This is a genomic window from Pseudoalteromonas sp. A25, from assembly GCF_009176705.1.
Classification (GTDB): Bacteria; Pseudomonadota; Gammaproteobacteria; order Enterobacterales; family Alteromonadaceae; genus Pseudoalteromonas.
Genome location: NZ_AP021846.1, coordinates 1,713,941 through 1,739,192, shown reverse-complemented (window position 1 = coordinate 1,739,192; position 25,252 = coordinate 1,713,941). Strand labels below are relative to the sequence as shown.

Here is a 25,252-nt window from a genome sequence, read left to right as displayed (position 1 = left end):
CCTTACATATCCGCTAGAGGATGAGCTTGCTCATCCCATTTAGGCGTTAAAAATGGGGTAACAGCGCTGGCCGTCACATCACTTACCGAGTTAAATTTCCACTGCGGTGCACCATCTTTATCAATTAGTAATGCGCGCACACCTTCTTGAAACTCACCCGTTATGCCCGCTTGTACACTCATGCCCAATTCAAACATAAAGCATTCTTTTAGGGTTTTACCCTTGCCTGCTTTAAGTTGCTCACTCACCAACACAGCGCTCAGTGCTGAGCCATGTTTTAGCGACTTTTGGGCACGGCTTAACCACTTGTTATCATCACTTGGCAGTGCCAAAATGTAGTCAACTTGTGCCTGTAATGAACTCAAAGCGTTAAGCTCATCAAGCTGCGGTTGAATGGCTTTAAGTTCACTTGCCGGTGGTTGGGCTGAGTTTTTATCAAGGTCTATTAGCACTTGAGTGAGCTTTTCATGATTTACACGACTGGCTTTATCCCAATTAATGCCCAGTAACTCAGCCAGCAGCTCGCCGTACTTATCTGCATCAACAAAATGATCGGCAAGGCCTGTGTAACGTGCGTCACTGGCATTAATAGATGCCCCCGTCAGGCCTAAAAATAGCCCCACACCTTGTGGCATTTTATTAAGGAAGTAACTGCCGCCTACATCAGGGTATAAGCCAATAGTGATCTCAGGCATAGCAATGCGTGCACTCTGTGTAACCACTTTGTGGCTAGCACCCGCCATCAAACCTAAGCCGCCGCCCATCACAATACCGTTTCCCCAAGTTAAGATAGGCTTATCAAAAGTATGAATTTGATAATCTAAACGATACTCCTCGGCAAAAAAGGTTTGTACGTAGTCGTTACCGTCGTTTGCTGCCATCGCTTTATATAAGCTAACTACATCGCCACCAGCGCAAAATGCTTTTTCACCTTCACCTTTTAACACCACCATGGCCACTTGATCATCTTTAGCCCATGCATCTAATTGTGGTGCCAATAAGCGGATCATATCTAAGTTGAGGGCATTGAGCGCTTTAGGCACATTTAACGTCGCAAATGCAACCTGCATACCGTTATCGCAGTGCGCCAACTCAAATATCACAGGCGCATCTGCTTGATTGAGTAACTCTAACTTAGCCATTAGCCATTCACCCAGTTAGGCTTACGCTTTTCTAAAAAGGCGTTAACGCCTTCTTTTTGATCTTGCGTGTCAAACAAGGTTACAAATAACTCTCGTTCTAACGGCAATGCACTGTTAATGCTGCCCGTGCGGCCTTTTTGAATAAGTGCTTTACATGCTGTTACTGCAACAGGGCTTTGCTCACCGACTTTTTCAGCCAGTGCAAGCGCTGCGTTAAGCGCTTCGCCAGTTTCGACCACGTCTTCCACTAAGCCGATTTGCTGCGCTTTATCCGCTTTTAGACGCTCGCCACATAAAATCATGCGCTTCGCCCAGCCCTCGCCAACAAGCCAAGACAGGTTTTGTGTACCACCTGCGCACGGTAGCAGGCCAACTTTCGCTTCAGGCAGTGCCATTTGCGCCTGTGCTTCGGCAATACGAATATCGCACGCTAGAGCAACTTCAAGGCCACCACCCATTGCAAAACCGTTGATAGCAGCAATAGACACGCCTCTAAAATCGCTTAATGTTTCAAACGCTTCGCCAAACACACGCGACATATCTGCAGCAATACCCTTATCACCGCTGGCAAATACGTTTAAGTCAGCACCTGCCGAGAAGAACTTTTCACCTTCACCTGTGATCACTAACGCATAAATGTTTTTATCTGCGTTTAGCTCATTGACTAATTCTTTTAAACCAACCAGTGTATCTCTTGTCCACGTATTGGCAGGTGGATTGCTCATGGTGATAATTGCGGTGTTACCTTGCTTTTCAAGTTTTAATTGTGCACTCATGATGTTCTCCTTATAAAACGCTTGCTGCGCCTTCGGCTAAAATACGACGTGCGATGATCACACGCATGATCTCGTTAGTACCTTCTAAAATCTGGTGTACGCGTACATCACGTACATGACGCTCTAGCGGGTATTCTTTGATGTAACCGTAACCGCCATGAATTTGCAGTGCATCGTCACATACTTTAAAGCCCACATCGGTCGCAAAGCGTTTTGCCATAGCACAGTAAGTGGTTTTCTCAGCGTCATTGGTATCTAGCTTAAATGCTGCTAAACGCACCATTTGACGCGCTGCCACAAGTTCAGTATTCATATCTGCAATCTTAAACTGCAACGCTTGGAAAGCAGCAAGAGGTTTACCAAACTGTTCGCGCTCCTGCATATACTGCTTAGCTGTATTGAGCGCTTGTTGCGCTGTGCCAATCGAACAAGTAGCAATATTGATACGGCCGCCATCAAGGCCTTGCATGGCAAACTTAAAGCCTTCGCCTTCTTGACCAAGTAAGTGATCAGCAGAAATACGCACATTTTCAAGCGTGACTAAGCGAGTTGGTTGAGCATTCCAGCCCATTTTTTCTTCGGCTTTGCCATATTCAACACCCGCTGCATCCGCCGGTACTACAAATGCTGAAATCCCTTTCGGGCCAGCTTCGCCAGTACGCGCCATAACCACCAATACGTCTGTTTCACCGGCACCAGAGATAAACATTTTTGAACCGTTTAATACGTATTCATCGCCTTCTTTTACTGCTTTTGTTTTAAGCGATGCTGCGTCAGAACCCGAACCTGGCTCAGTCAAACAATATGAGGCGAGTAACTCACCCATTACCAGTTGATCAATATACTTTTCTTTTACTGCGTCTGTACCAAAGCTTGCGATCATCCACGTGGCCATGTTGTGAATGGTCAACATCGCGGTAGTTGCTGTACAACCCATTGAAAGCTGTTCAAAAATAATACTTGAGTCTAAACGCGATAAACCAAGGCCCCCGGCCTCTTCTGGCGTGTATAAACCACAAAAGCCAAGTTCACCGGCTTTTTTAATCACGTCTTTTGGAAAAATATGTTCGCGGTCCCAAAGTGCGGCATTAGGAGCCAGTTCGCTCATAGCAAATTGATACGCAGTTTCGGCGAACGCCTGTTGATCTTCGGTTAGATTAAAGTCCATAAAGACCTCTTGTTGTGTTGATGACTAAGCCAGAGAGACTCTGGCTTAGTTAATAATTATTGTTTTATTCTTTTGAAACGCTGAATTACTTCAGGTTAATACTCATGTTTGGACCAGACGCGATATCGTCTTCAAACCAACGTGAGGTAATGGTTTTAGTCTCGGTATAAAAACGCACGCCTTGTTTACCATAGGTGTGTTGGTCGCCGTAGAATGAGCCCTTCCAACCTGTGAATGAGAAAAATGGCAGTGGCACAGGAATTGGCACGTTGATGCCTACTTGGCCAACTTCAATTTCGTGTTGGAACTTACGTGCTGCAGCACCACTTGACGTAAACAGTGAGGTACCGTTTCCGTATGGGCTCGCATTGATAAGCGCAATCGCCTCTTCTAGCGTGTCAACAAACATACACGCTAATACAGGACCAAAAATTTCTTCTTTGTACAGGTCCATATCGGTTGTTACGTCAGTAAATAAGGTTGGTCCAACCCAGTTGCCTTGCTCATAACCTTCAACGGTAAAATCAGAGCCATCAAGCAAACACGTTGCGCCTTGTTGTTTCGCACTTTCAATTAACGACAAAATACGCGCTTTTGCTTGTGGTGTAGTTTGCGGACCATACGCTGCTTGTGGGTCATCCCAAACGCCTGGACGAACTTTTGAAAGCGCTTCTTTTAAATCATTTACCCACTCTTTAGATTGACCAACAAATACCGCAACCGAAATACCCATACAGCGCTGACCAGCGGCCCCCACAGAAGAACCCACTAGATTGTTGATAAGCTGCTCTTTTTTAGAGTCGGGCATGATCACCATGTGGTTTTTAGCGCCAACACACGCTTGCACGCGTTTAAGGTGCTGTGTGCCTTTCGAGTAGATATATTGACCAACACCACAAGAACCGACAAACGAGATAGCGCGTATTTCTGGTGCTTCTAAAATTTGATCGACTTGCTCTTTAGCACCATGAACAACCTGTAAAACACCTTTTGGTGCGCCCGCTTCTTCAAATAATTCGACTAAGCGCATTGGCGTTAATGGGTCTTGTTCTGATGGCTTAAGAATAAACGTGTTACCACACACAATCGCCATTGGAAACATCCAAAGTGGGATCATCGCAGGGAAGTTAAATGGTGTAATACCCGCACAAACGCCAAGCGGCTGCATGTATGAGTAGGTGTCAATTTTGCGGGCAACGTTTTCTACCGTTTCACCCATCATCATTGATGGCGCATTAGCAGCTTGTTCAACTACTTCGATGCCGCGCCAAACGTCACCTTTAGCATCTTCAAACGTCTTACCAAGCTCATGACAAATAATGGTTGCCAGTTCATCATGATGTTCTTTTAACAGCGCAGCATAGCGCATCATGATACGAGAGCGCTCCGTAACTGGCACTTCTTTCCATGTTTTAAATGTTTCTTGTGCCGAGTCAATTGCTGCGCGCATTTCTTGCTCAGTTGCACAAGGCACTTGTGCTAATACTTCTTGGTTTGCAGGGTTTACAACATCAATCCATTTTTCGGTTGATGATTGTGTGAATTCGCCGTTGATGTATAAAGGTACTTGGTGCATTGTGCACTCCTCCCCAGATTATGTGTCATGGCACCAAAGGCTATAATAGTTGTCTTGCCTGTTATTTTGGTGCCCTAAAAAATGATATTTAGACTTCTACTGCTAGCGCCACGGCTTCGCCACCACCGATGCACAGCGATGTGATACCTTTAGATAAACCACGATTACGTAAAGCGTGAATAAGCGTAACAAGAAGGCGTGCGCCACTTGCGCCGATTGGGTGACCAAGAGCACAGGCACCGCCATTAACATTTACTTTGTTGCTGTCTAAACCCAGTTCGTTAATAGCGAGCATAGTTACCATGGCAAACGCTTCGTTGATCTCCCAAAGATCTACGTCGTCTTTGCTCCAACCAGTGCGCTCAAGTAACTTGTTCATTGCGCCCACAGGTGCCAAGGTAAACTCAGACGGTAATTGTGAATGTGTTGCATGACCTGCAATCTTACAGATTGGCGTTAAACCTTGACGTTTGGCCTCTGACTCACTCATTAAAATAAGCGCTGCTGCGCCGTCTGAAATAGACGATGAGTTAGCCGCGGTTATTGTGCCATCTTTTTTAAACGCAGGGCGTAAGCCAGGGATCTTTTCAGGACGTGCATTACCTGGCTGCTCGTCGATGCTTACTTCCACATCGCCTTTGCGAGTAGATAACGTCACAGGTGAAATTTCGTTATCGAAACTGCCATTTTCAATTGCCGCGTTTGCTTTACTTAGTGAGCCTAAAGCAAATTCGTCCATTTGTTCACGTGTAATACCGTACTGATCCGCAGTGTCTTGTGCAAAACAACCCATGGCTTTGTTGTCGTAAGCGTCTTCTAAGCCGTCAGCCATCATGTGGTCTTTAATTTCGCCATGGCCCATGCGCATGCCACCACGTGCTTTAGGAATAAAATATGGCGAATTGGTCATGCTTTCCATACCGCCAGCAACCGCCGAGTTGATGCTACCCGCTTTGATCAAATCGTGTGCTAACATCGCAGCTTTAAGGCCCGAGCCACATACTTTGTTAATTGTGGTTGCACCTGTTGAACGTGCAAGACCTGCATGTAACATCGCTTGACGCGCCGGCGCTTGGCCTAAGCCAGCTGGTAATACGCAACCCATGATCACTTCATCAATTGACGCATCACTTAGGCCCGTCTGTGCCATCACGCTTTTAATAGCGCTTGCACCTAACTCTGTTGCACTCGCGCCAGATAAAGCGCCCATAAAGCCACCCATCGGGGTACGTTTTGCGGCTACGATGACTACAGCATCTTTACTCATTTTAAACTCCTATTCACAGATACCCTTGGTTATGGCATCCTGCTTAAACGATTTATCAATTAATTTGAGCATACATAATATTTACGTTTACGCCAACGTAAATCTAAAATCAAGCAAAGTGCGATGTCTGGTTTTGTAAACATTTGTTGCACACTTAGCTTTCCAACTGCCGTATTTACTCAGTTTATTGATGTTTTTTTGTCATATAAATTGCGAAAAACACACCTAATACCAAAGTATGGTTTTCACGCACAGCTTTACCTTTACGTAAACTTCACTTATATTGGTCAAATCAGTATTGAAGTCAATGTGTAAATAACCATGCAAGATAACTATAACGAAGAAACCTACTCAATTAGCGAACTAGCGAAAGAATTTGATATTACAACGCGCAGCATACGCTTTTATGAAGATCAGGGCTTGCTATCTCCCGAACGTCACGGGCAAACCCGTGTTTACTCAAAACGCGATAAAGTGCGATTAAAGCTTATTCTCAGAGGCAAGCGTTTGGGCTTTACATTGGCAGAAACTGGCCGTTTATTCGAGTTGTATGACGCTGATAAATCGAGCGCTAAACAGCTCTCTACCATGTTGCAACTAATCGAAGAGAAAAAAGCCGATTTAAGTCAGCAAATGGACGATATTAAAGTTGTGTTGATGGAGCTGGTTACCGCCGAGCGCCGCTGTCGCGACACGTTAAAGAATTTAGAAGAATAATCTCTCACAGGATAATTATTATGAGCACCGTATCGTTATATAAAGAAATGAATTTTGGTTTAGGCGAAACAGCCGACATGATCCGCAGCCATGTAAACAGCTTTGCAACGGCAGAAATCGCCCCTTTAGCTGAAAAAACCGACTTAGATAACAGCTTCCCTAATCAACTATGGCCTCAGTTTGGTGATATGGGTTTATTGGGTATTACTGTTCCTGAAGAGTTTGGTGGTGCCGGCATGGGCTATCTTGAGCACGTTGTGGCGATGGAAGAGATCAGCCGTGCCAGTGCCTCTATTGGCTTAAGCTACGGCGCACATTCAAACCTGTGTGTTAACCAAATTAACCGCAACGGTAACGAAGCGCAAAAACGCAAATATCTGCCTAAATTAATTAGCGGCGAGCATATCGGGGCACTCGCAATGAGTGAACCAAACGCAGGCTCTGACGTGGTATCAATGAAGCTTAAAGCACAGAAAAAAGGCGATAAGTACATTTTAAACGGCAATAAAATGTGGATCACCAATGGTCCAGACGCTGATGTATTGGTTATCTACGCCAAAACTGACCTTGAGGCAGGCTCAAAAGGCATTACCGCATTTTTAGTTGAAAAAGACTTCCCTGGTTTTTCAACCGCACAAAAACTAGATAAATTGGGTATGCGTGGTTCAAACACCTGTGAATTGGTATTTGAAGACTGTGAAGTACCTGAAGAAAACATTCTTGGTGGCTTAAACGAAGGCGTTAAAGTACTAATGAGTGGTCTAGATTACGAACGTGTTGTACTTGCAGCTGGCCCTCTGGGCATTATGCAAGCTTGTATGGACATCGTTGTACCTTATATTCACGAGCGTAAGCAATTTAATAAATCTATTGGTGAGTTCCAACTTATCCAAGGCAAAATCGCTGACATGTACACGCAAATGAATGCTGCTCGCTCATACGTTTACACCGTTGCCAAAGCATGTGACCGTGGTGAAACAACGCGTAAAGATGCTGCTGGTGCCATTTTATACGCAGCAGAATTGGCAACCAAAATGGCGCTAGATGCGATTCAGATTTTAGGCGGTAATGGCTATATCAACGAGTATGCCACTGGCCGTTTATTACGTGACGCAAAACTATATGAAATCGGCGCAGGTACTTCTGAAATTCGCCGCATGCTAATTGGACGAGAGCTTTTCACAGAAAGCCGCTAAGGAATAAAACATGACTGTACTTAACTCTTCAGTTAACCCTCACGACAGTCAGTTTAAAGCAAACAGCGAAGCCATGGCTTCGCTGGTTGCTGATTTAAACGACAAAGTCGCTACGTTATCTCAAGGTGGCGGTGAAGCCCTCATCGCCCGTCATCAAAGCCGCGGAAAATTATTTGTTCGTGACCGCATTAATACGCTACTTGATGAAGGCTCGCCTTTTTTAGAAATCTCTCAATTTGCCGCTTTTGGCGTGTATGAGCAAGACATTCCGTGTGCCGGTGTGGTCGCCGGTATTGGCCGCGTGCAAGGCATCGAATGTATGATTGTAGGTAATGACGCCACGGTAAAAGGCGGTACTTACTTTCCACTTACCGTGAAAAAGCACCTTCGCGCCCAAGAAATTGCCGAGCGTTGTCATTTGCCATGTATCTACTTGGTAGATTCGGGCGGTGCCAACTTGCCAGAACAAGATGAAGTATTTCCAGACAAGCTACACTTTGGCCGTATTTTCTATAACCAAGCACGTATGTCTGCCAAAGGTATCCCACAAATTGCTGTTGTTATGGGTTTATGTACGGCAGGTGGCGCGTATGTCCCCGCAATGGCTGATGAGAGTATCATCGTAAAAGAACAAGGGACGATTTTCTTGGCAGGTCCGCCACTGGTTAAAGCGGCAACGGGTGAAGAAGTCAGCGCCGAAGACCTAGGCGGTGCCGATGTGCACTGTAAAACGTCAGGTGTGGCTGATCACTATGCAGAAAATGACGAGCACGCGTTATCTATCGCTCGCCAGTGTATTGCCCGTATTAACCACCAGCGCCCAACTCGCCCTATTCTAAAAGACGTAAAACCACCTCGTTATGACATACGCGAAGTATACGGCATTGTGGGCACGGACCTTAAAAAGCCGTTTGACGTTCGTGAGGTCATTGCTCGTATCGTAGATGATTCACAATTTGATGAATTTAAACGCTACTTTGGTGAAACACTGGTAACAGGTTTTGCTGAAATCTATGGTCACCCGGTGGGTATTGTTGCTAACAACGGTATTTTATTCTCAGAGTCGGCGCAAAAAGGCGCACACTTTATTCAATTGTGTGCTCAACGTGATATCCCCCTACTATTTTTGCAAAACATTACCGGATTTATGGTGGGTCAGAAATACGAAGCCGAAGGTATCGCTAAGCACGGTGCCAAAATGGTAACTGCCGTTTCTTGTGCTGACGTGCCTAAGTTTACAGTATTAATTGGTGGCTCTTATGGCGCTGGTAACTACGGTATGTGTGGTAGAGCGTATGAACCAACCATGATGTGGATGTGGCCTAATGCTCGTATATCAGTAATGGGGGGTGAGCAAGCTGCAGGTGTACTCACCCAAGTTCGCCAAGATGGTTTAGCCCGTAAAGGCCAAAGCATGAGCGATGACGAAGTTGCTACGTTCAAAAAACCAATCATCGAACAGTACGAAAAGCAAGGCCATCCTTATTATGCCAGTGCACGGCTTTGGGATGATGGCATTATTGACCCAGCAGATACCCGTACAGTTTTAGGTCTAGCGCTTGAAGCGGCTGCCAATGCACCACACAAAGAGTCAAAATTTGGCATCTTCAGAATGTAACAGGAGCAGACTATGTCGGTCACTTTAACGATAACAAAAACAAAAGTGGCGATTTTAGAGTTAAGTCGCCCAGAAAAACATAACGCGTTTGACGATGCTGTCATTGCAGAGCTCATTCAGTGTATTGAGCATGCTAATAGCCTTGAGATCCGAGCTCTTGTGCTCAAAACACAAGGCAAACACTTTTCAGCCGGTGCTGATCTTGGCTGGATGAAATCGATGGCGAACAACAACTACGATGAAAATGTTGCAGACTCAGCCAAACTTGCCAAATTAATGTCTGTGCTTGCGACCTCGCCGCATCCCACTTTGTGTTTGGTGCAAGGTGCAGCGTTTGGTGGGGCGTTAGGTCTTATTGCGTGTTGCGATATTGCCGTTGCCACACCGGATGCAAAGTTTTGCTTAAGTGAAGTGAAACTAGGGCTTATCCCTGCGGTTATCAGCCCGTATGTAATTAAAGCTATAGGCGAGCGCCAAGCCCGTCGTTACTTCCTAACAGCCGAAGTATTTAAGGCCGAACAAGCGCTTGCGCTGGGCTTAATTCATGACATTAGCGACGACCTAGACAAGAGCGAGCAATATTTTATCGACACGCTTTTAAATAATGGCCCAGCTGCGGTGCAATCGGCAAAATCGCTTATCGACGAAGTAGCGAATAAAGAAATCAATGAGCAACTTATCGCTCACACCGCTACACGTATCGCTGAAATAAGAGTTAGCCCAGAGGGGCAAGAAGGCTTAAGCGCCTTTTTTGAAAAGCGTGCGCCAAGTTGGCAAAACGCGGCAAAACAGTAAGGGACCGTCATCATGTTGAAAAAGATCCTCATTGCAAACCGTGGCGAAATCGCCTGCCGCGTAATGAAAACCGCTAAGCGACTGGGCCTAAAAACCGTTGCGGTGTACTCAGATGCCGACGCCAATGCATTACACGTGCAACAGGCAGACGAAGCCTATCATATTGGACCTGCGCCCAGTAAAGATTCCTATTTAGTAGCAGATAAAATACTCGAAGTTGCCAAATTATCTGGCGCTGACTGTGTACACCCAGGCTATGGCTTTTTATCGGAAAACAATACTTTTGCAGAAGCGCTAGAAAAAGCCGGTATTGTATTTATTGGACCATTGGCAAGCTCCATTGAAGCTATGGGGTCGAAAACCCGTGCTAAAGAAATTATGGCCGAAGCAAGTGTGCCGTTGGTGCCAGGCTACTATGGTCAAAACCAAGATAGCGACTTTTTAGCTGCAGAAGCTGAAAAAATTGGCTACCCGGTGCTTATCAAAGCGGCATTTGGCGGTGGCGGTAAAGGCATGCGTGTTGTGCGCGAAAGCAAAGAATTTTTGTCTGCGTTAGATGGCGCTAAACGTGAAGCGCTTGCTGGGTTTGGTAACGACCTAGTGCTGTTAGAGCGTTACGTGGATACCCCGCGACACGTTGAAGTACAAGTATTTGCTGACAATCATGGTAACTGTGTGTATTTGGGTGACAGAGACTGTTCACTACAACGTCGCCACCAAAAAGTGATTGAAGAAGCCCCTGCCCCTGGCTTATCTGAGTTCCTTCGCAAAGAAATGGGTGAAGCTGCGGTACGCTGTGCCAAAGCGATTAATTATCGTGGTGCTGGTACCGTTGAGTTTTTATTATGTGGTGAAGAGTTCTTCTTTATGGAGATGAACACACGCCTACAAGTAGAACACCCAGTTACAGAAATGGTTACAGGGTTAGACTTAGTTGAATGGCAAATTCGGGTTGCTAACAATCAACAACTGCCACTGTCTCAAGAAGACATAGCGTTGGACGGCCATAGCTTTGAAGCACGTATTTACGCTGAAGACCCACGTGAAAACTTTATGCCATTTTCTGGGGCGCTAACGCATTTATCATTCCCATCAGAAAACGATGGTGTACGTATTGATACAGGCGTACAAACTGGTGCTGAAATAAGCTCGTTTTACGACCCGATGATTGCCAAGCTGATTGTACACGGGCCAGACCGCGAAACTGCCCTACTCAAATTGCATCACGCACTCGAAGAAGTACATCTTGCTGGCGTAAAAAGTAATATTGCGTTTTTACACCATTTATCGGGTCATCCTACCTTTATGGCTGGCGCACCAGATACACACTTTATCGATAGTCAAACAGACACACTTACTCAGCAGCCTGAGCCACTTGCGCAACTGATGTTACTAGCGGTAGCAGCATTTATTAACCATGCTATGCCAAGTAAAAATACTACACCTTGGCAAAGCGCACTGGGTTTTAGATTAAATCAAAGTGCAAAAGTGAACGTGCCATTTTTTGATGGGCCTGTTGAAGCCACTTTAAGTGGTGAAATAATAAGCGTTGAGCACGATGGTAAAACAATTAACATCAGCGCATCACTTGAGCAAACTCAGCTTAATGCTGTGATTGATGGTAAACAGTACCATGCGAATGTACTTGTTGAAGATGACTCTATTACAGTGATGTATCAAGCGTATGCTCATACCTTTGAACTGAAGTCTAAACACTACATCAGTGAGCATGAGCACGAAGCAGCACCATTGGCAGCACCACTCAACGGAACTGTCGTTAAGCACCTACAACCACTGAATAGTCAAGTGAGTAAAGGTGACGCAGTTGTTGTTATTGAAGCGATGAAAATGGAATATACCTTGAACGCACCATTTGATGGCACATTAACAAGCTACTGCTTTGCTGAAGGTGCACTGGTTAGCCACGGTGACATGTTGGCAATTGTAGAGCCTGTGGAGGCATAACATGGCATACCCCAGTAACGTAAGAATTGTAGAAGTTGGGGCACGCGACGGCTTGCAAAACGAAGCGAATGTGACAACGGAGCAAAAGATCAAGCTCATCAATGCACTTTGTGAAGCAGGTCTAAAAGATATCGAAGCCGGTGCATTTGTATCGCCCAAATGGGTACCACAAATGGCCGATTCGAGCGAAGTTATCAAAGGTATTGGCTCACACCCTAACGTGACCTTTAGCGCCTTAACGCCTAATTTGAAAGGGGCCGAAGCGGCCCTTGACGCTGGCATTAAAGAGTTTGCTATTTTTACCGCCGCAAGCGAAGCATTCACTCAAAAAAACATCAATTGTTCGATTGATGAAAGTATCGAGCGATTTAAACCTGTTGTAGAACTGGCCAAGCAGCATGGTGTAAAAGTACGTGGTTATGTAAGTTGCGTGCTTGGCTGTCCATATCAAGGTGAGGTCGAACCAGAGACCGTCCTGAATGTGTGTAAACAATTGTTGGCTATGGGTTGTTACGAAGTGAGCCTTGGTGACACCATCGGTGTTGGCACACCAAATAAGGTACATGCATTGCTGACTCTACTGCTGACACATATCAGCGCTGACAAGCTTGCCGTGCATTTTCATGATACCTACGGACAAGCCTTAGCGAACATTAGTAAGGCGCTTGAAATGGGCATTTCAACCGTTGACAGTGCCGTTGCAGGTTTGGGCGGCTGCCCTTATGCCAAAGGTGCGTCAGGAAATGTTGCCACAGAGGATGTTGTTTACTTACTGCAAGGGCTTGGCATTGACCCCCAAATTGATTTAGAAAGACTAGCCAAAGCGGGCTGGGCAATTTGTGAGGCGCTGAATAAGCCCCCGCTGAGCAAAGTCTCTTTAGCTTTAAAAGCGAAGTGCGATTAAAAAACATACATACTTTTTATGCATTATAGTTTGATGCATATTGAACAATAAATAACCTTTAGGAGTGGGCTAATGGCCGGTTTCGATAAAGTAGTAACAAGCTATGCCGAAGCAATGGATGGACTAAAAGATGGCGATACCATCATTGCTGGCGGCTTCGGATTGTGCGGTATTCCAGAGGGCTTGATCAACGAAATTAAGCGTAAACAAACCAAAGAGCTAACCATAGTATCAAATAACTGTGGCGTTGATGACTTTGGCCTAGGTGTGTTGCTACACGACCGTCAAATTAAAAAAATCATTGCGTCTTATGTTGGTGAAAATGCTTTATTTGAACAGCAACTTTTAGATGGCATTATTGACGTAGAGTTAACGCCACAGGGAACACTAGCTGAAAAAATGCGTGCAGGTGGTGCGGGTATTCCGGCATTTTACACAGCAACAGGCTTCGGTACTCCGGTTGCTGAGGGCAAAGAAGTTAAAGAGTTTGACGGACGCCCATATATTTTAGAAGAGTCGATCACTGGTGAGTTTGCCATTGTTAAAGCATGGAAAGCAGACCGCTACGGTAACCTTGTATTCCGTCACACAGCAATGAACTTCAACCCAATGGCTGCGACCGCTGGTAAAATTACGGTTGCTGAAGTTGAAGAAATTGTTGAACCTGGTGAATTAGAGCCAAGTCAAATTCACACCCCAGGCATTTACGTTAACCGCGTGATCAAAGGCGACTTTGAAAAACGCATTGAGCGTGTTACTACGCGTAAATAAGGAGAATATAATGGCTTTATCACGTGAACAAGTAGCAATGCGCGTAGCTCAAGAGCTACAAGACGGATTTTACGTAAATTTAGGAATTGGTATTCCTACCCTTGTGGCTAATTATGTACCTGACGGTATTGAGGTCATGTTGCAATCAGAAAACGGTTTATTGGGTATGGGACCGTACCCAACTGAAGACCAAGTTGACGCAGATATGATCAACGCGGGTAAAGAAACCGTGACAGCTGCCACAGGTGCTGCAATATTTAATAGTGCAGATAGTTTTGCCATGATCAGGGGTGGTCATGTAGACTTAACGGTTCTAGGTGCATTCGAAGTAGATCAACAAGGCAATATAGCGTCTTGGATGATCCCGAAAAAGTTAATAAAAGGTATGGGTGGTGCGATGGACTTAGTTGCCGGCGCGCAAAACATCATTGTAACTATGACCCATGCAAGCAAACACGGCGATTCAAAACTGTTAGAAGCATGTACTTTGCCACTAACGGGTGTGAATTGTGTCAAAAAGATCGTAACTGACCTTGCTGTGTTAGAAGTAAAAGACGGCGCATTTCATTTGCTAGAACGCGCGCCGGGTGTTAGTGTTGATGAAATTATAAGCAAAACAGCAGGTAAGCTAATCGTCGAAGGCGATATCCCTGAGATGCAATTTGCCTAACACCATGTACCGACCTCATTCCCAGTGCCAATGGCGCTGAGTTACCCAAAACCCCTCTCACGAGGGGTTTTTTTTATCGTTATGGTTTAGGGATAAATTCTAATACCGTTGCGTTTATACAATACCTATCAGCGCCACCGGGCCCTTCATTTTCAAATACATGTCCAAGGTGTATACCACTAGATTTAGAGCGAATTTCGGTGCGCTGCATCCCATAACTGCTATCTTCATGGTATGTAACACTGCCTTTTACAGGGTATTTGAACGACAACCACCCAGTACCCGAATTAAACCTATCTTTTGTATCAAATAAAGGTGCACCGCTGAGCTTATCAACAAATATCCCCTGCCCTGTGTTTTTAAATAAATCATATTGCTTACAAAACGGTGCATCGGTTTTGCTATTAAACGCCACTTTGTAGGCTTCGGTGTTACCTAATTTAAATGCCCCTAACGCCCTATAAAAGTCGTCTTTGTTCATAAAACCTTGATGAGCATACACCTCTTTACCCTGCTCCAGAAAAACAATGGTGGGTGTTGCCCAAGTGGGCGTGGTTAGTGCAAGGCCCTCTAACTGATTGGCATATCGATAGTGCAAACCGATACTACCTTGATAGTCATTGAGCACCGTTTTTTTAAGCTTTTCGCAATATGGGCAATAGCTTTGAGAATCAATAATAAGAATATGCTTTCCTGTTAAGAGTGCTGTATTAGTTGGCTTTTCGTCTGCTTGGGCTTTAAATACAACCCCTGTTGAATGGTCTGGGCAATAACCATTTGGGTTCTTTGCTAAGTAGTTTTGGTGATACTCTTCAGCGGGGTAAAACGTATCTAACGACTTTATCTGCGTTTTTATTTCGCCATAACCGGCCGCGCTTAACAGTAGCTGATATTGCGCTTTTAGATTCAAAGCAACGGCCTGTTGTTCAGGCTCTGAGTATAAAATAATAGAGCGGTATTGGGTGCCAATATCATTGCCCTGGCGGTTGGCCTGCGTTGGATCATGACTCTCAAAATATCGCTTAAGTAACTGCTCGGTGCTCAGCACATTAGCGTTATAAGTGACTTTAACAACTTCGGCATAATTATTTTCGTCAAAGCGCCTTTTTGCTTGCGTAATGGCACTGTAAGTTGCTTTAAAGCCGTGGCCGTCCGCATAGCCCGATTGTGCATCTAAAACTCCTCGCATCGCCTCATAGCGTTTTTCTGCGCCCCAAAAGCAGCCTGAGCCAAGCACCAGTACTTTGATATGTGAACTAGCTTGTGGTGGGGCTTTTACTATGTCTGGTTGAGCAAATGCCCAAATACTCACGATCACGAATAAAGTAGCCAAACCATACGCGCTGTATTGTTTCATATTGTCTCTCAATTGTTCTTATCTCTTTATCTAGACCTTGTGGCAGCTATATTCATTTCACAAACCTAAAACTCATCTTATTATTTGGCGCTTCAACGAGACTGACTTAAAAACAAACCTATTTTGCGGTAAAACAGCGCTCTAGATATCATGAGAGGTTACAGATGAAGTTACTAACAGGTATGAGCGCCATCGCCTTGGCTATTGCGAGTATAAGCAATGCTGTGGCTGCGAAAATTGAATTCACATCTCAGCTAGCTGAGGCGGATACACTCGTTTTGTTTAAAAACAGCCAAACATCAAGCGATTTTTCTTTCTTAAATGAAGCAACGCGCGCGCACATTAACAAGGCCGTGAAAAGCGCCGACTTCAATGCTGATTACGGTAAAAACATACAAATACTTGCGCCAATTGATAGCGATTATGAGCGGATCGTATTAGTTGGACTGGGTGAAAAAGAGGCATTAAACGAAGCCAAAGCGGCCAAGCTTGGTGGAGATATACATGCCTTTTTGAAAAGCCAAAATGCCAAGCTCATTGCTCTGGCGTTCGACGATGTTTCTGGTATGGCGAGCAACGATGAGTTAGCTGCACATTTTGCCCATGGCGCTAATCTAAGAGATTATCGCTTTGATAGCTATAAGAAACAAAAGGATGAAGTTCAAACTCGCTACATGATTGATGTTGAAAATCAATCTGCAACGGCAAAGGCATATCAGCAGTTAGCACACATTGAGCAAGGCGTTTATCTGGCGCGAGATTTAACCTCAGAAATCGCCAGCCAAATGACTCCTGTAGATTTTGCCAATGCAGCCAAAGAACTAGAACAATATGGCGTCAAAGTGACAGTACTGAAACCCGAGCAAATAAAAGAGCTTGGTATGGGTGCACTTGAAGGCGTTGGCCGCGGCAGCGAACAAGGAGCTAGGCTAGTTGTAGCCCATTACCAAGGAAGCAATGACACACCAATCGCACTAGTCGGTAAAGGGATCACATTCGATTCAGGCGGTTATAGTATTAAAACCGGCAAATCTATTGCCCGCATGAAATCAGATATGGCAGGTGCAGCAGCAGTACTTGGCACCGTGAAGGCTATGGCCCTTAGCAAAGCAAATGTTAATGTGGTCGCGGTCATGGGTATGGCAGCCAATATGGTTTCTGAGCATGCTATAGCACCGGGAGATGTGCTGCGCACAGCTGAAGGCCTAAGTGTGGAAGTACTTAATACCGACGCTGAAGGACGCTTGGTACTGAGCGACGCTATGTGGTATGCACGAACTTATTTTCAACCAGAGGTAATGGTTGATGTCGCAACGCTTACTGGCTCGAAAATACGAGCCGTAGGTAATCGTTATAGCGCTATATTCTCTGATGATGAGCACTTAATCAAAGAGTTTACTTATGCAGGGGAGTATGTGAACGAGCCTGTATGGCGCTTACCATTAGGTTACAAAGATATGCTCAAATCCGATATTGCCGACTTGAGCAACGTAGGCCGTGACGGTCCGGGTGCCACAACTGCAGCTTCATTCTTACAACATTTCGCAGGAGACACTCGCTGGGTGCATTTAGATATTGCAGGCAACGTGCTATCTAGTAAAGCCTCTGGCGAAGTGCCTATTGGTGGCACAGGCTACGGCGTACGCTTATTAAGCCAATGGCTTATCGCTAATAAATAACCTATTCAAAAAGCCATAAATATTATGGCTTTTTTATTAAGCTTGCACAGAGCCCCCAAGTGTTGGCTATACTAACGCTAGGATAATAAAAAAGAAAACAAGTATGTTAGAAGCGCACAGTTATTTATTAGGTGAAAACGCACTCGTGATAGCGTTAAACACCGACAAACCCTCTCCAAGCGAGCAGCGTCGTTTATTTGCGCTCACAGTGAGCTTGCAGCACAGCGATGCTTTTTTAGACATTGTGCCAGCCAAGGCCTCGGTTACCGCTTATTTGGCAGATCCAAGCCAGTACAATTATTGGCTTAAAAAAGCCATGTTGTTATGGGAAGAAAGTGAAGAAGTCGCGTTTAATGTTAAAACTCATCACATTGATGTGACCTACGGCGCAGCACAAGGCCCTGATCTGTTAGACGTAGCAACACGACTGAACTTAAGCCCTAAGCAAGTTGTGCAATTACATAGTGAATGCACCTATCAAGTTGAGTTTTTGGGTTTTCTACCAGGTTTTGCCTATCTAGGAACACTCCCGCAGATATTACAACTCCCCAGGAAATCCACACCTAGAAAGCAAGTGCCAAAAGGTGCGGTTGCCATCGCTGAAGATCTCAGTGCGATATACCCCAGCAGTTCACCTGGTGGCTGGCACTTGCTAGGCCATTGCGCCAATACCTTATTTGACCCAACTATCAACCCACCAAGCCTATTTGCACCTGGTGACAAGGTTATTTTTATACCGAATAAGGAAGGGATATGCTGAAGGTAACAAAACAAGGTGTGATGACAAGCATTCAGGACATCGGTAGATTTGGCTTTAGACATTATGGGGTATGTAGAAGCGGCGCACTTGACCCATTTGCAGTGTGCTTAGCGAATATGTTGCTTGATAACCCACCCCATCAAGCGGTCATTGAGGTAACAATAGGATTGGCCGAATTTGAATTTACAAAACCATGCAATTTTGCTTTAACGGGAGGTTGCTTAAACGCAAAGCTTGCAAACAAACCGATTTACCCAGGTTGGCGCTACTACGCGCAAGCTGGCGATAAACTCTCTTTTGCTACTAGCGCAAATGCACAGCGTGCTTATTTTACCGTGCAAGGTGGCTTTGTTGCTATAGAATCTATCCTTTCTTCATATTCTACAGATTTACAAGCCAGTTTTGGTGGTTATCGAGGCCGAGCGCTAGAGCAAGGTGATAACCTTGAATTTGAACATGGATCCGCAGCGTTAGCGCCACTTGGTGTCAAACAACCTGAATACACAAAACAGGTACGAGTACTTAAAGGGCCACATTGTGATAAGCTGCCCTCAGGAACATTTGAGCAACTTGTAAACAACCCTTGGACTGTTAGTGAGACAAGTAACAGAATGGGTGCTAGATTAAACGGCCCCTCGTTATTAAACCATGACGTGAGCATAGCAACACAAGCCGTACACCCTGGGGTCATTCAAATACCACCAAGTGGTGAGCCTATTGTGTTGCTAAATGATTGCCAAACAACTGGTGGCTATCCTATTGCCGCAACTGTGATAGATGCTGATCTGCGCATGTTTAGCCAACTTGGTGCCAATCAGCAATGTCATTTTATTGAGTGTGACTTAGCGCAAGCACTTAAAGCCAGTGATAAACTCAGTGCACATTTGGCACAATTTAATCTGGCAAAAAATAATAATAATTAGAGTAATCTTATGAATGAGTTAAACCTATTACCCTTGATAGGTATTGCCGTCGTTGTGCTTGGTTTTGCACTACGTTTTAATCCCTTATTAGTAGTCTGTGTAGCTGGTCTTGTAACTGGCTGGGCAGTTGATCTGGCATTTCTCACCTTGATTGAAACCTTTGGTGAAAAGTTCATGAATTCCCGCCAGCTCGCCAGTTTTTTGCTTATCCTCCCTGTTATCGCATTATCAGAACGATACGGTCTGCAGCAAAGAGCAAAATCCTGGGTAGCAAGTATAAAATCGGCTACCACAGCACGTATTCTCAGCCTCTATTTTGTGGTACGTGAATGCTCCGCGGCACTGGGGCTATTGAGCCTAGCCGGTCAAGCGCAAACCGTCAGACCCTTGTTAGCTCCGATGGCTTTGGGCGCTGCAGCAAACTTGCATGGTGAGTTACCCAAGCATATCAAAGATATGATAAGTGCCCATGCAGCCGCATGCGATAACATCGCGGTATTTTTTGGCGAAGATATTTTTATCGCCTTTGGTGCAGTTTTGCTGATGGATGCATTTTTAAAAGAAAATGGTATCGAAGGCATAGAACCTTTGCATATTGGCCTATGGGCAATACCTACAGCAATTGCGGCGCTGATTGTACACTTGTTCAGATTAGCTCGACTAGAAGCTAAGATCAGCCATCAAATGCAAACACATATCAATAGCCAATCTCACAAACTCAATGAGGAGCTATCATGAGTGCCCCCATGACCACGCAAGTAGCGACTCCCGCAGTTTTATCAATCAGCAATATCTATTTGCTCATTGGTTTTTTAGTCATGTTTTTGGTGGTAAAAACCATACAAGACCGAGGCCACCCAAAAAAGTGGACTACCGCACTTTTTTGGTTTCTATTTGGCAGCGCCTTTTTATTTGGTGATTTATCTATTAAAGTGCTTGGCCCTTCAATTACCTATCAATGGGTTGGGTTTAGTGTTTTGGCCATCGCCCTACTTGCGGGTTTAGGTAAAGTTTCCATGGGCAGTTATAACGTACCCACTGATGAGGAGCTAAAAATCAGCGCCAATCGGCTTGGTAATCGTTTGTTTATCCCTGCAGTGATGATCCCAATCGTGACCGTGATTTGCACCTTGCTACTGAGCAAGGTCAACATCGCAGACGTTTACCTGTTCGATCAACGTCATGTTACCTTGGCAGCATTAACATTAGCTTGTGGACTGGCATTGATTATTGGGTGGAAGATAACTTCTGGCTCACCACTTTTAGCCGTTGAAGAGTCTCGTCGCTTAGTTGACTCAATCGGATGGGCTGCGATCCTGCCACAAATGCTGGCAATGCTGGGTGGCGTATTCATCGTTGCTCAAACCGGCACCGCTATTCAAGATCTGGTGACGTTATTTATATCACCAGATAATCGCTTTATGTTGGTTGTGTTATATTGTGCGGGCATGGCGCTGTTTACCATGATTATGGGTAATGCGTTTGCCGCATTTCCTGTAATGACAGCAGGCATTGCAGTGCCCTTTTTAATACAAGGGCATGGTGCATCTCCTGCGCCACTAGTTGCTATAGGTATGTATTCTGGTTACTGCGGAACCTTAATGACACCAATGGCTGCAAACTTTAATATTGTGCCGGCAGCGCTACTTGATCTGAAAGACAAGTATCAAGTGATCAAAGTTCAGATCCCGACCGCGTTGACCTTACTTGCAATTAACATATTGCTCATGTATGGAGTGATCTTCAATGACTAAACCATTAAAACCAAGCATTTTAATTACTGGCTTTGCCCCTTTTGACGGTGAGCAACTAAACCCCTCATGGCAAGCCGTATCGGAGCTAGAAGGTGAACACATCAGCGGCAGTGTTATCCATACTAAAGAGCTGTCATGTGAATTTGACAGCTCATTGAGAGAATTACACCAAGCCATCGATAAATATGCGCCTCAGCTGGTGCTTTGTGTTGGTCAAGCAGGCGGGAGACCTGATATATCCATAGAACGTGTTGCAATTAATATAAACGATGCTCGGATCCCTGATAATGCAGGTAAACAACCCGTTGACACTCCCGTCATTGCGGGCGCACCGAGTGCCTATTTTACAAACCTACCGATTAAACGTGTGTTTATGGCGCTGCAACAAGCGCAAATACCTGCATCAATTTCAAACACGGCCGGTACCTATGTTTGCAATCACGTTATGTTCGGCCTAATGCATTTAATAAACCAGCACGAAACCCATGTTAAAGGGGGATTTATACATATTCCATACTTACCATCGCAAGCTATAAAGCATGCCAACGCACCAAGCATGAGCCTAGAAACAGTGGTCAGTGCGCTGCGGGTTATTATTACTTGCGCGATGCAAGACAAACAAGATGTAAAAGTAGCTGCTGGTACAACCCACTAATTTTTAGAGGTAATTGAGTAAAGTTATATTAAGAAAAGATATAGTGCCTCGATCGACATTGGCAAATATAATTGCACGTACCTCACCACGTGTTTTAAAACAGCTCAATGGTGGCAGCTTTGACGAGAAGTTTTCCAAAGAAGTTAAAACGCTAAAATAAGTCGTTAATCTATCAATGCGACATGCACTTTTGATATGTCGCTTTTCATCCCTTGTAAATAATCACTCCTAGCGCTTTAAGCCTATCTGCAACAAAATAAATGTGACTTCAGTTCGCAATTCTGATACACCTATTGCAGTCGGCTTGTTGTTTTTGGGTAACGAAACACAAGCACACCATAACTAAAACTACATAACACAGGAATGAGGTATTTTATGTGTTCAATTTTTGGCGTATTGGAGCTTAAATCCGATCCCACCCAACTTCGCTCTCAAGCGATAGAAATGTCTAAGTTATTACGCCACCGCGGCCCAGATTGGTCTGGCGTTTACTCATCAGATAAAGCAATTTTAGTGCACGAACGGTTAGCTATTGTAGGTGTATCTAGTGGCGCTCAACCACTGTATAACACTGAAAAAACACATATTTTAGCGGTAAATGGTGAAATATATAACCACAAAGAGTTGGCTAAAGATCTCACCATTGATTTTGAATTTCAAACTGAGTCTGACTGCGAGATCATTTTAGCGCTGTACAAGCAAAAAGGGCCTGAGTTCTTAGATGACTTAAACGGTATTTTTGCTTTTTGTTTGTACGATGAAGAACAAGATGCATACTTAATTGGTCGAGATCACATCGGTATTATTCCGCTTTACACAGGTCGAGACCAACATGGCAATTTTTATGTTGCCAGCGAAATGAAAGCCTTAACACCCATTTGTACACAAATTGAAGAGTTTCCACCCGGGCATTACTTGTATTCAAAAGAGGGCACACTGCGCCCTTATTATCAGCGAGACTGGCAAGAATACGATGCGGTAAAGAATAACTCGGCAAATGCAGAAGATATCAAGCACGCACTTGAAGCGGCAGTCAAAAGGCAGCTAATGTGCGACGTGCCCTATGGTGTATTGCTTTCAGGTGGCCTAGATTCATCGGTGATCTCAGCCATTACGCAAAAATTTGCCGCAAAACGTATCGAGGATAACGATGCATCTGATGCTTGGTGGCCAAAGCTTCACTCTTTTTCAATTGGCCTTGAAGGCTCGCCAGATTTGGCTGCAGCGCAAAAGGTTGCTGACGAAATTGGTACCGTGCACCACCCTATTCACTTTACTGTTCAACAAGGTATTGATGCATTAAAAGAGGTGATTTATCACCTTGAAACCTATGACGTAACTACAATTCGTGCTTCAACGCCAATGTATCTAATGTCTCGTCAAATAAAAGCGATGGGGATAAAGATGGTGTTGTCTGGCGAAGGTGCTGATGAATTATTCGGCGGGTATTTGTATTTCCACAAAGCACCTAACGCACAAGAGTTTCATGAAGAATTAAACCGTAAAGTGTCAAAACTTCACATGTTCGACTGCCTAAGAGCAAACAAGTCTATGGCTGCATGGGGTGTTGAAGCTCGAGTACCATTTTTAGATAAAGAGTTTGTTGATGTCGCTATGCGCACCAACCCAGAGTATAAAATGTGCAAAGAGGGTCGTATTGAAAAGCATATTCTTCGCGAGGCATTCGATGGATATCTACCTAACGAAGTACTATGGCGTCAAAAAGAGCAGTTTTCTGATGGCGTTGGTTACAGCTGGATTGACTCACTAAAAGCCCATGTAGAAGAGCTGGTATCTGATCAAGAGTTAGAAAACGCACAATACCGTTTTCCAATTAATACTCCAGATAGCAAAGAAGCTTACTTCTATCGTCAGATTTTTACCGAGCATTTTCCTGGTGACGCCGCTGCAACCTGTGTGCCTCACGGTAAATCGGTTGCGTGCTCTACTCCACAAGCACTGGCGTGGGATGAATCATTCCAAAATAATGCCGACCCATCTGGCCGAGCTGCCAATGTGCACAATGATGCGTACAAAGCGTAACGTGTGATAGCAAAGACAAAAAACCCAGCGATTGCTGGGTTTTTAACATTTTGCGATATATAAAAGCTATACAAACGTTAAATAAAGCGCTTAATAATAAAATCTACTTTGACCCGCTTTGCTTGACCCAGCAGCTTCTTAACTGGAAGTGGGTAGTCGTCTAACGTCTCAACATCTTCAGGCCCTTTTAACAAACGGCAGTTTGCCAATATCGCCTGCTTTTCTCGCTCTATATCACCTAAGATCTGCTTATGTGGATCTTCTATCAAAATACCATTTTCAATATCCAGACCCCAAGCGCGAGGGTTAAGGTTATGACCACTGAGTAAATGGGTGTGATTATCTTTACAGATCCCTTTTAAGTGAAATGAGTTGTTACCTTCTTTCCACAAATATACTTTAAGATGTCCGGACTTAATAAAGCGATGTTGTGATTTTAAAAACTTACGCAAAATAGTTTCGTACAGATACGGTAACGCACCAATTTTACTGAAGGGCTGAGTTGGGCAAATATAAAAATCATTCGCGGTTTTATCACCAACAACTATCGTTACTTGCTGCCCTTGTCTAAGTAAACGTCTCAAAGAGCGCAGCAATGGCGCTGGAAAATTAAAGTAAGGGGTATAAAGCACTAACTCTTGCTCTGTCGTATCAAATAAACTTTTAATTAATCGGTTTAATTTATTTGTACGTCGCCCGAAGCCCAAAAACGCCCTTACATTTAACGCATTACTACAATCAGCTCCGGCAAAAGTATATTTCGCCTTTTTCAGATCCCGCATTAATTTTTTTTGTGCCAGTTTGATATCTGCAAACTTAGGCAATGGTCGCTTATCCAAACGTGCAACCGCCTCAGAACTTAACAAGTATTGCTCTATGAACTGACTAAAACTATCTGCAAGTCTTGACTGGTTAATCACAAAGTATCTATCTAACCGGTATTTGTCTTCATGATGCAGATAAACATTATTTAAGCTAGCGCCGCTGTATAGTAAGGTATCGTCAATTACAAAACCCTTTAGGTGTAGTACCCCAAACAGCTCTTTTGCTTTAACTGGCACACCAAATACTTTCACATTACTGTTAGAAACTTCTAATGCGTCACAATATAACTTTGCATTTCCCTCAGACTTTTCTTCACCAATGAGGCCTCGTTGAGCGCGGTGAAAGTCAACCAAAACATTTATATCTAATGATGGATTAGCAAGCGAGGCGTCATGCAAAGCACTGAGAATTTCTCTGCCAGCTTCATCATTTTGCAAATACAAAGCAGTGATGTAGATGCGCTGCTTCGCTTGGCGTATCAATGTAATTAGTTCATCATGATACTGCTTTGCATCCGTTAAAATTCTAATATTATCCGCTGCTAATGCAAATCCAGGTGTATCCTGCCAAAATGCCATAAAAACCTATTCGTTAGGGGTTATCCGTAAAAGAATAACGAAACAAAATTACTAAGAACATACCAAAAAAAAACCGTATGGTCATGCAATAGCGTCAGTTTCGAGGCTGATGG

The 25,252-nt window shown here is 44.4% G+C and carries 22 protein-coding genes; 15 read left to right on the top strand and 7 right to left on the bottom strand.

All coding sequences use genetic code 11. The annotated features are described in order from the left end of the window. Positions 1-2: 2 nt before the first annotated feature. The 5 genes from GDK41_RS07425 to GDK41_RS07405 all read right to left on the bottom strand — a co-directional run bounded on the left by GDK41_RS07425 (position 3) and on the right by GDK41_RS07405 (position 5,929). A complete protein-coding gene (locus GDK41_RS07425; protein ID WP_152085808.1) occupies positions 3-1,142 on the bottom strand; it encodes an enoyl-CoA hydratase/isomerase family protein in 1,140 nt (379 codons plus the stop codon). Further along, positions 1,142-1,918 (bottom strand): enoyl-CoA hydratase, encoded by a 777-nt coding sequence (locus tag GDK41_RS07420; RefSeq protein ID WP_152085807.1) that lies wholly within the window; start codon positions 1,916-1,918, stop codon positions 1,142-1,144. Before GDK41_RS07420 ends, GDK41_RS07425 begins: the two co-directional genes overlap by 1 nt. 10 nt (positions 1,919-1,928) lie before the next feature. Next, positions 1,929-3,086, bottom strand: a complete 1,158-nt coding sequence (locus tag GDK41_RS07415) for an acyl-CoA dehydrogenase family protein (protein WP_152085806.1) — start codon at positions 3,084-3,086, stop codon at positions 1,929-1,931. Positions 3,087-3,171: 85 nt separating this feature from the next. Next, the gene (locus GDK41_RS07410; RefSeq protein ID WP_152085805.1) at positions 3,172-4,662 is read right to left on the bottom strand and encodes a CoA-acylating methylmalonate-semialdehyde dehydrogenase; all 1,491 of its coding nucleotides are present in this window, start codon (positions 4,660-4,662) and stop codon (positions 3,172-3,174) included. 88 nt (positions 4,663-4,750) lie between these two features. Further along, on the bottom strand, positions 4,751-5,929 hold the full coding sequence (locus GDK41_RS07405; RefSeq protein WP_152085804.1) for a thiolase family protein: 1,179 nt from the start codon (positions 5,927-5,929) through the stop codon (positions 4,751-4,753). A 321-nt stretch (positions 5,930-6,250) separates the two neighbouring features. Here GDK41_RS07405 and GDK41_RS07400 point away from each other — a divergent pair, with 321 nt between their 5' ends. From GDK41_RS07400 to GDK41_RS07365, 8 genes are all read left to right on the top strand, one after another. Then, positions 6,251-6,646: a MerR family transcriptional regulator gene (locus GDK41_RS07400; RefSeq protein ID WP_152085803.1), complete on the top strand. Its 396-nt coding sequence runs from the start codon at positions 6,251-6,253 to the stop codon at positions 6,644-6,646. 20 nt (positions 6,647-6,666) lie between these two features. Continuing rightward, positions 6,667-7,842 (top strand): isovaleryl-CoA dehydrogenase, encoded by a 1,176-nt coding sequence (locus tag GDK41_RS07395; protein WP_152085802.1) that lies wholly within the window; start codon positions 6,667-6,669, stop codon positions 7,840-7,842. Positions 7,843-7,852: 10 nt separating this feature from the next. Next, on the top strand, positions 7,853-9,460 hold the full coding sequence (locus GDK41_RS07390) for a carboxyl transferase domain-containing protein (protein WP_152085801.1): 1,608 nt from the start codon (positions 7,853-7,855) through the stop codon (positions 9,458-9,460). Positions 9,461-9,472: 12 nt separating this feature from the next. After that, the gene (locus GDK41_RS07385) at positions 9,473-10,255 is read left to right on the top strand and encodes an enoyl-CoA hydratase-related protein (protein ID WP_152085800.1); all 783 of its coding nucleotides are present in this window, start codon (positions 9,473-9,475) and stop codon (positions 10,253-10,255) included. A gap of 12 nt (positions 10,256-10,267) precedes the next feature. Continuing rightward, entirely contained in the window at positions 10,268-12,220 is a 1,953-nt protein-coding gene (locus GDK41_RS07380; RefSeq protein WP_152085799.1) for an acetyl/propionyl/methylcrotonyl-CoA carboxylase subunit alpha, read from the top strand. A gap of 1 nt (position 12,221) precedes the next feature. Next, positions 12,222-13,124, top strand: a complete 903-nt coding sequence (locus GDK41_RS07375) for a hydroxymethylglutaryl-CoA lyase (protein ID WP_152085798.1) — start codon at positions 12,222-12,224, stop codon at positions 13,122-13,124. A gap of 72 nt (positions 13,125-13,196) precedes the next feature. Then, entirely contained in the window at positions 13,197-13,895 is a 699-nt protein-coding gene (locus GDK41_RS07370) for a CoA transferase subunit A (RefSeq protein WP_152085797.1), read from the top strand. A gap of 10 nt (positions 13,896-13,905) precedes the next feature. Continuing rightward, complete coding sequence (locus GDK41_RS07365; RefSeq protein WP_152085796.1) at positions 13,906-14,565, top strand: 3-oxoacid CoA-transferase subunit B; 660 nt, start codon at positions 13,906-13,908, stop codon at positions 14,563-14,565. Between the two features lie 79 nt (positions 14,566-14,644). Here the strand turns inward: GDK41_RS07365 and msrA are convergent, their stop codons facing one another. Further along, positions 14,645-15,922 (bottom strand): peptide-methionine (S)-S-oxide reductase MsrA, encoded by a 1,278-nt coding sequence (msrA, locus tag GDK41_RS07360; RefSeq protein ID WP_152085795.1) that lies wholly within the window; start codon positions 15,920-15,922, stop codon positions 14,645-14,647. 164 nt (positions 15,923-16,086) lie between these two features. On the opposite strand from msrA, the gene GDK41_RS07355 reads away from it, so the two are divergent. The 7 genes from GDK41_RS07355 (at position 16,087) to asnB (ending at position 23,736) form a co-directional block, all read left to right on the top strand. After that, positions 16,087-17,601, top strand: coding sequence for a leucyl aminopeptidase (locus tag GDK41_RS07355; RefSeq protein ID WP_152085794.1), 1,515 nt, complete (start codon positions 16,087-16,089; stop codon positions 17,599-17,601). Positions 17,602-17,704: 103 nt separating this feature from the next. After that, entirely contained in the window at positions 17,705-18,361 is a 657-nt protein-coding gene (pxpB, locus tag GDK41_RS07350; RefSeq protein WP_152085793.1) for a 5-oxoprolinase subunit PxpB, read from the top strand. Then, positions 18,355-19,284, top strand: coding sequence for a biotin-dependent carboxyltransferase family protein (locus GDK41_RS07345; protein ID WP_152085792.1), 930 nt, complete (start codon positions 18,355-18,357; stop codon positions 19,282-19,284). The genes pxpB and GDK41_RS07345 overlap by 7 nt, the downstream gene beginning before the upstream one ends. Before the next feature lie 9 nt (positions 19,285-19,293). Next, positions 19,294-20,022 (top strand): DUF969 domain-containing protein, encoded by a 729-nt coding sequence (locus GDK41_RS07340; RefSeq protein WP_152085791.1) that lies wholly within the window; start codon positions 19,294-19,296, stop codon positions 20,020-20,022. Then, on the top strand, positions 20,019-21,038 hold the full coding sequence (locus GDK41_RS07335) for a DUF979 domain-containing protein (protein ID WP_172971570.1): 1,020 nt from the start codon (positions 20,019-20,021) through the stop codon (positions 21,036-21,038). The genes GDK41_RS07340 and GDK41_RS07335 overlap by 4 nt, the downstream gene beginning before the upstream one ends. Beyond that, positions 21,031-21,693, top strand: a complete 663-nt coding sequence (pcp, locus tag GDK41_RS07330) for a pyroglutamyl-peptidase I (protein WP_152085790.1) — start codon at positions 21,031-21,033, stop codon at positions 21,691-21,693. Before GDK41_RS07335 ends, pcp begins: the two co-directional genes overlap by 8 nt. Positions 21,694-22,068: 375 nt before the next feature. Continuing rightward, positions 22,069-23,736: an asparagine synthase B gene (asnB, locus tag GDK41_RS07325; RefSeq protein WP_152085789.1), complete on the top strand. Its 1,668-nt coding sequence runs from the start codon at positions 22,069-22,071 to the stop codon at positions 23,734-23,736. 77 nt (positions 23,737-23,813) lie between these two features. On the opposite strand, the gene pssA is transcribed toward asnB, so the two are convergent. Continuing rightward, positions 23,814-25,139, bottom strand: a complete 1,326-nt coding sequence (gene pssA, locus GDK41_RS07320; RefSeq protein WP_152085788.1) for a CDP-diacylglycerol--serine O-phosphatidyltransferase — start codon at positions 25,137-25,139, stop codon at positions 23,814-23,816. Positions 25,140-25,252: the final 113 nt, after the last annotated feature.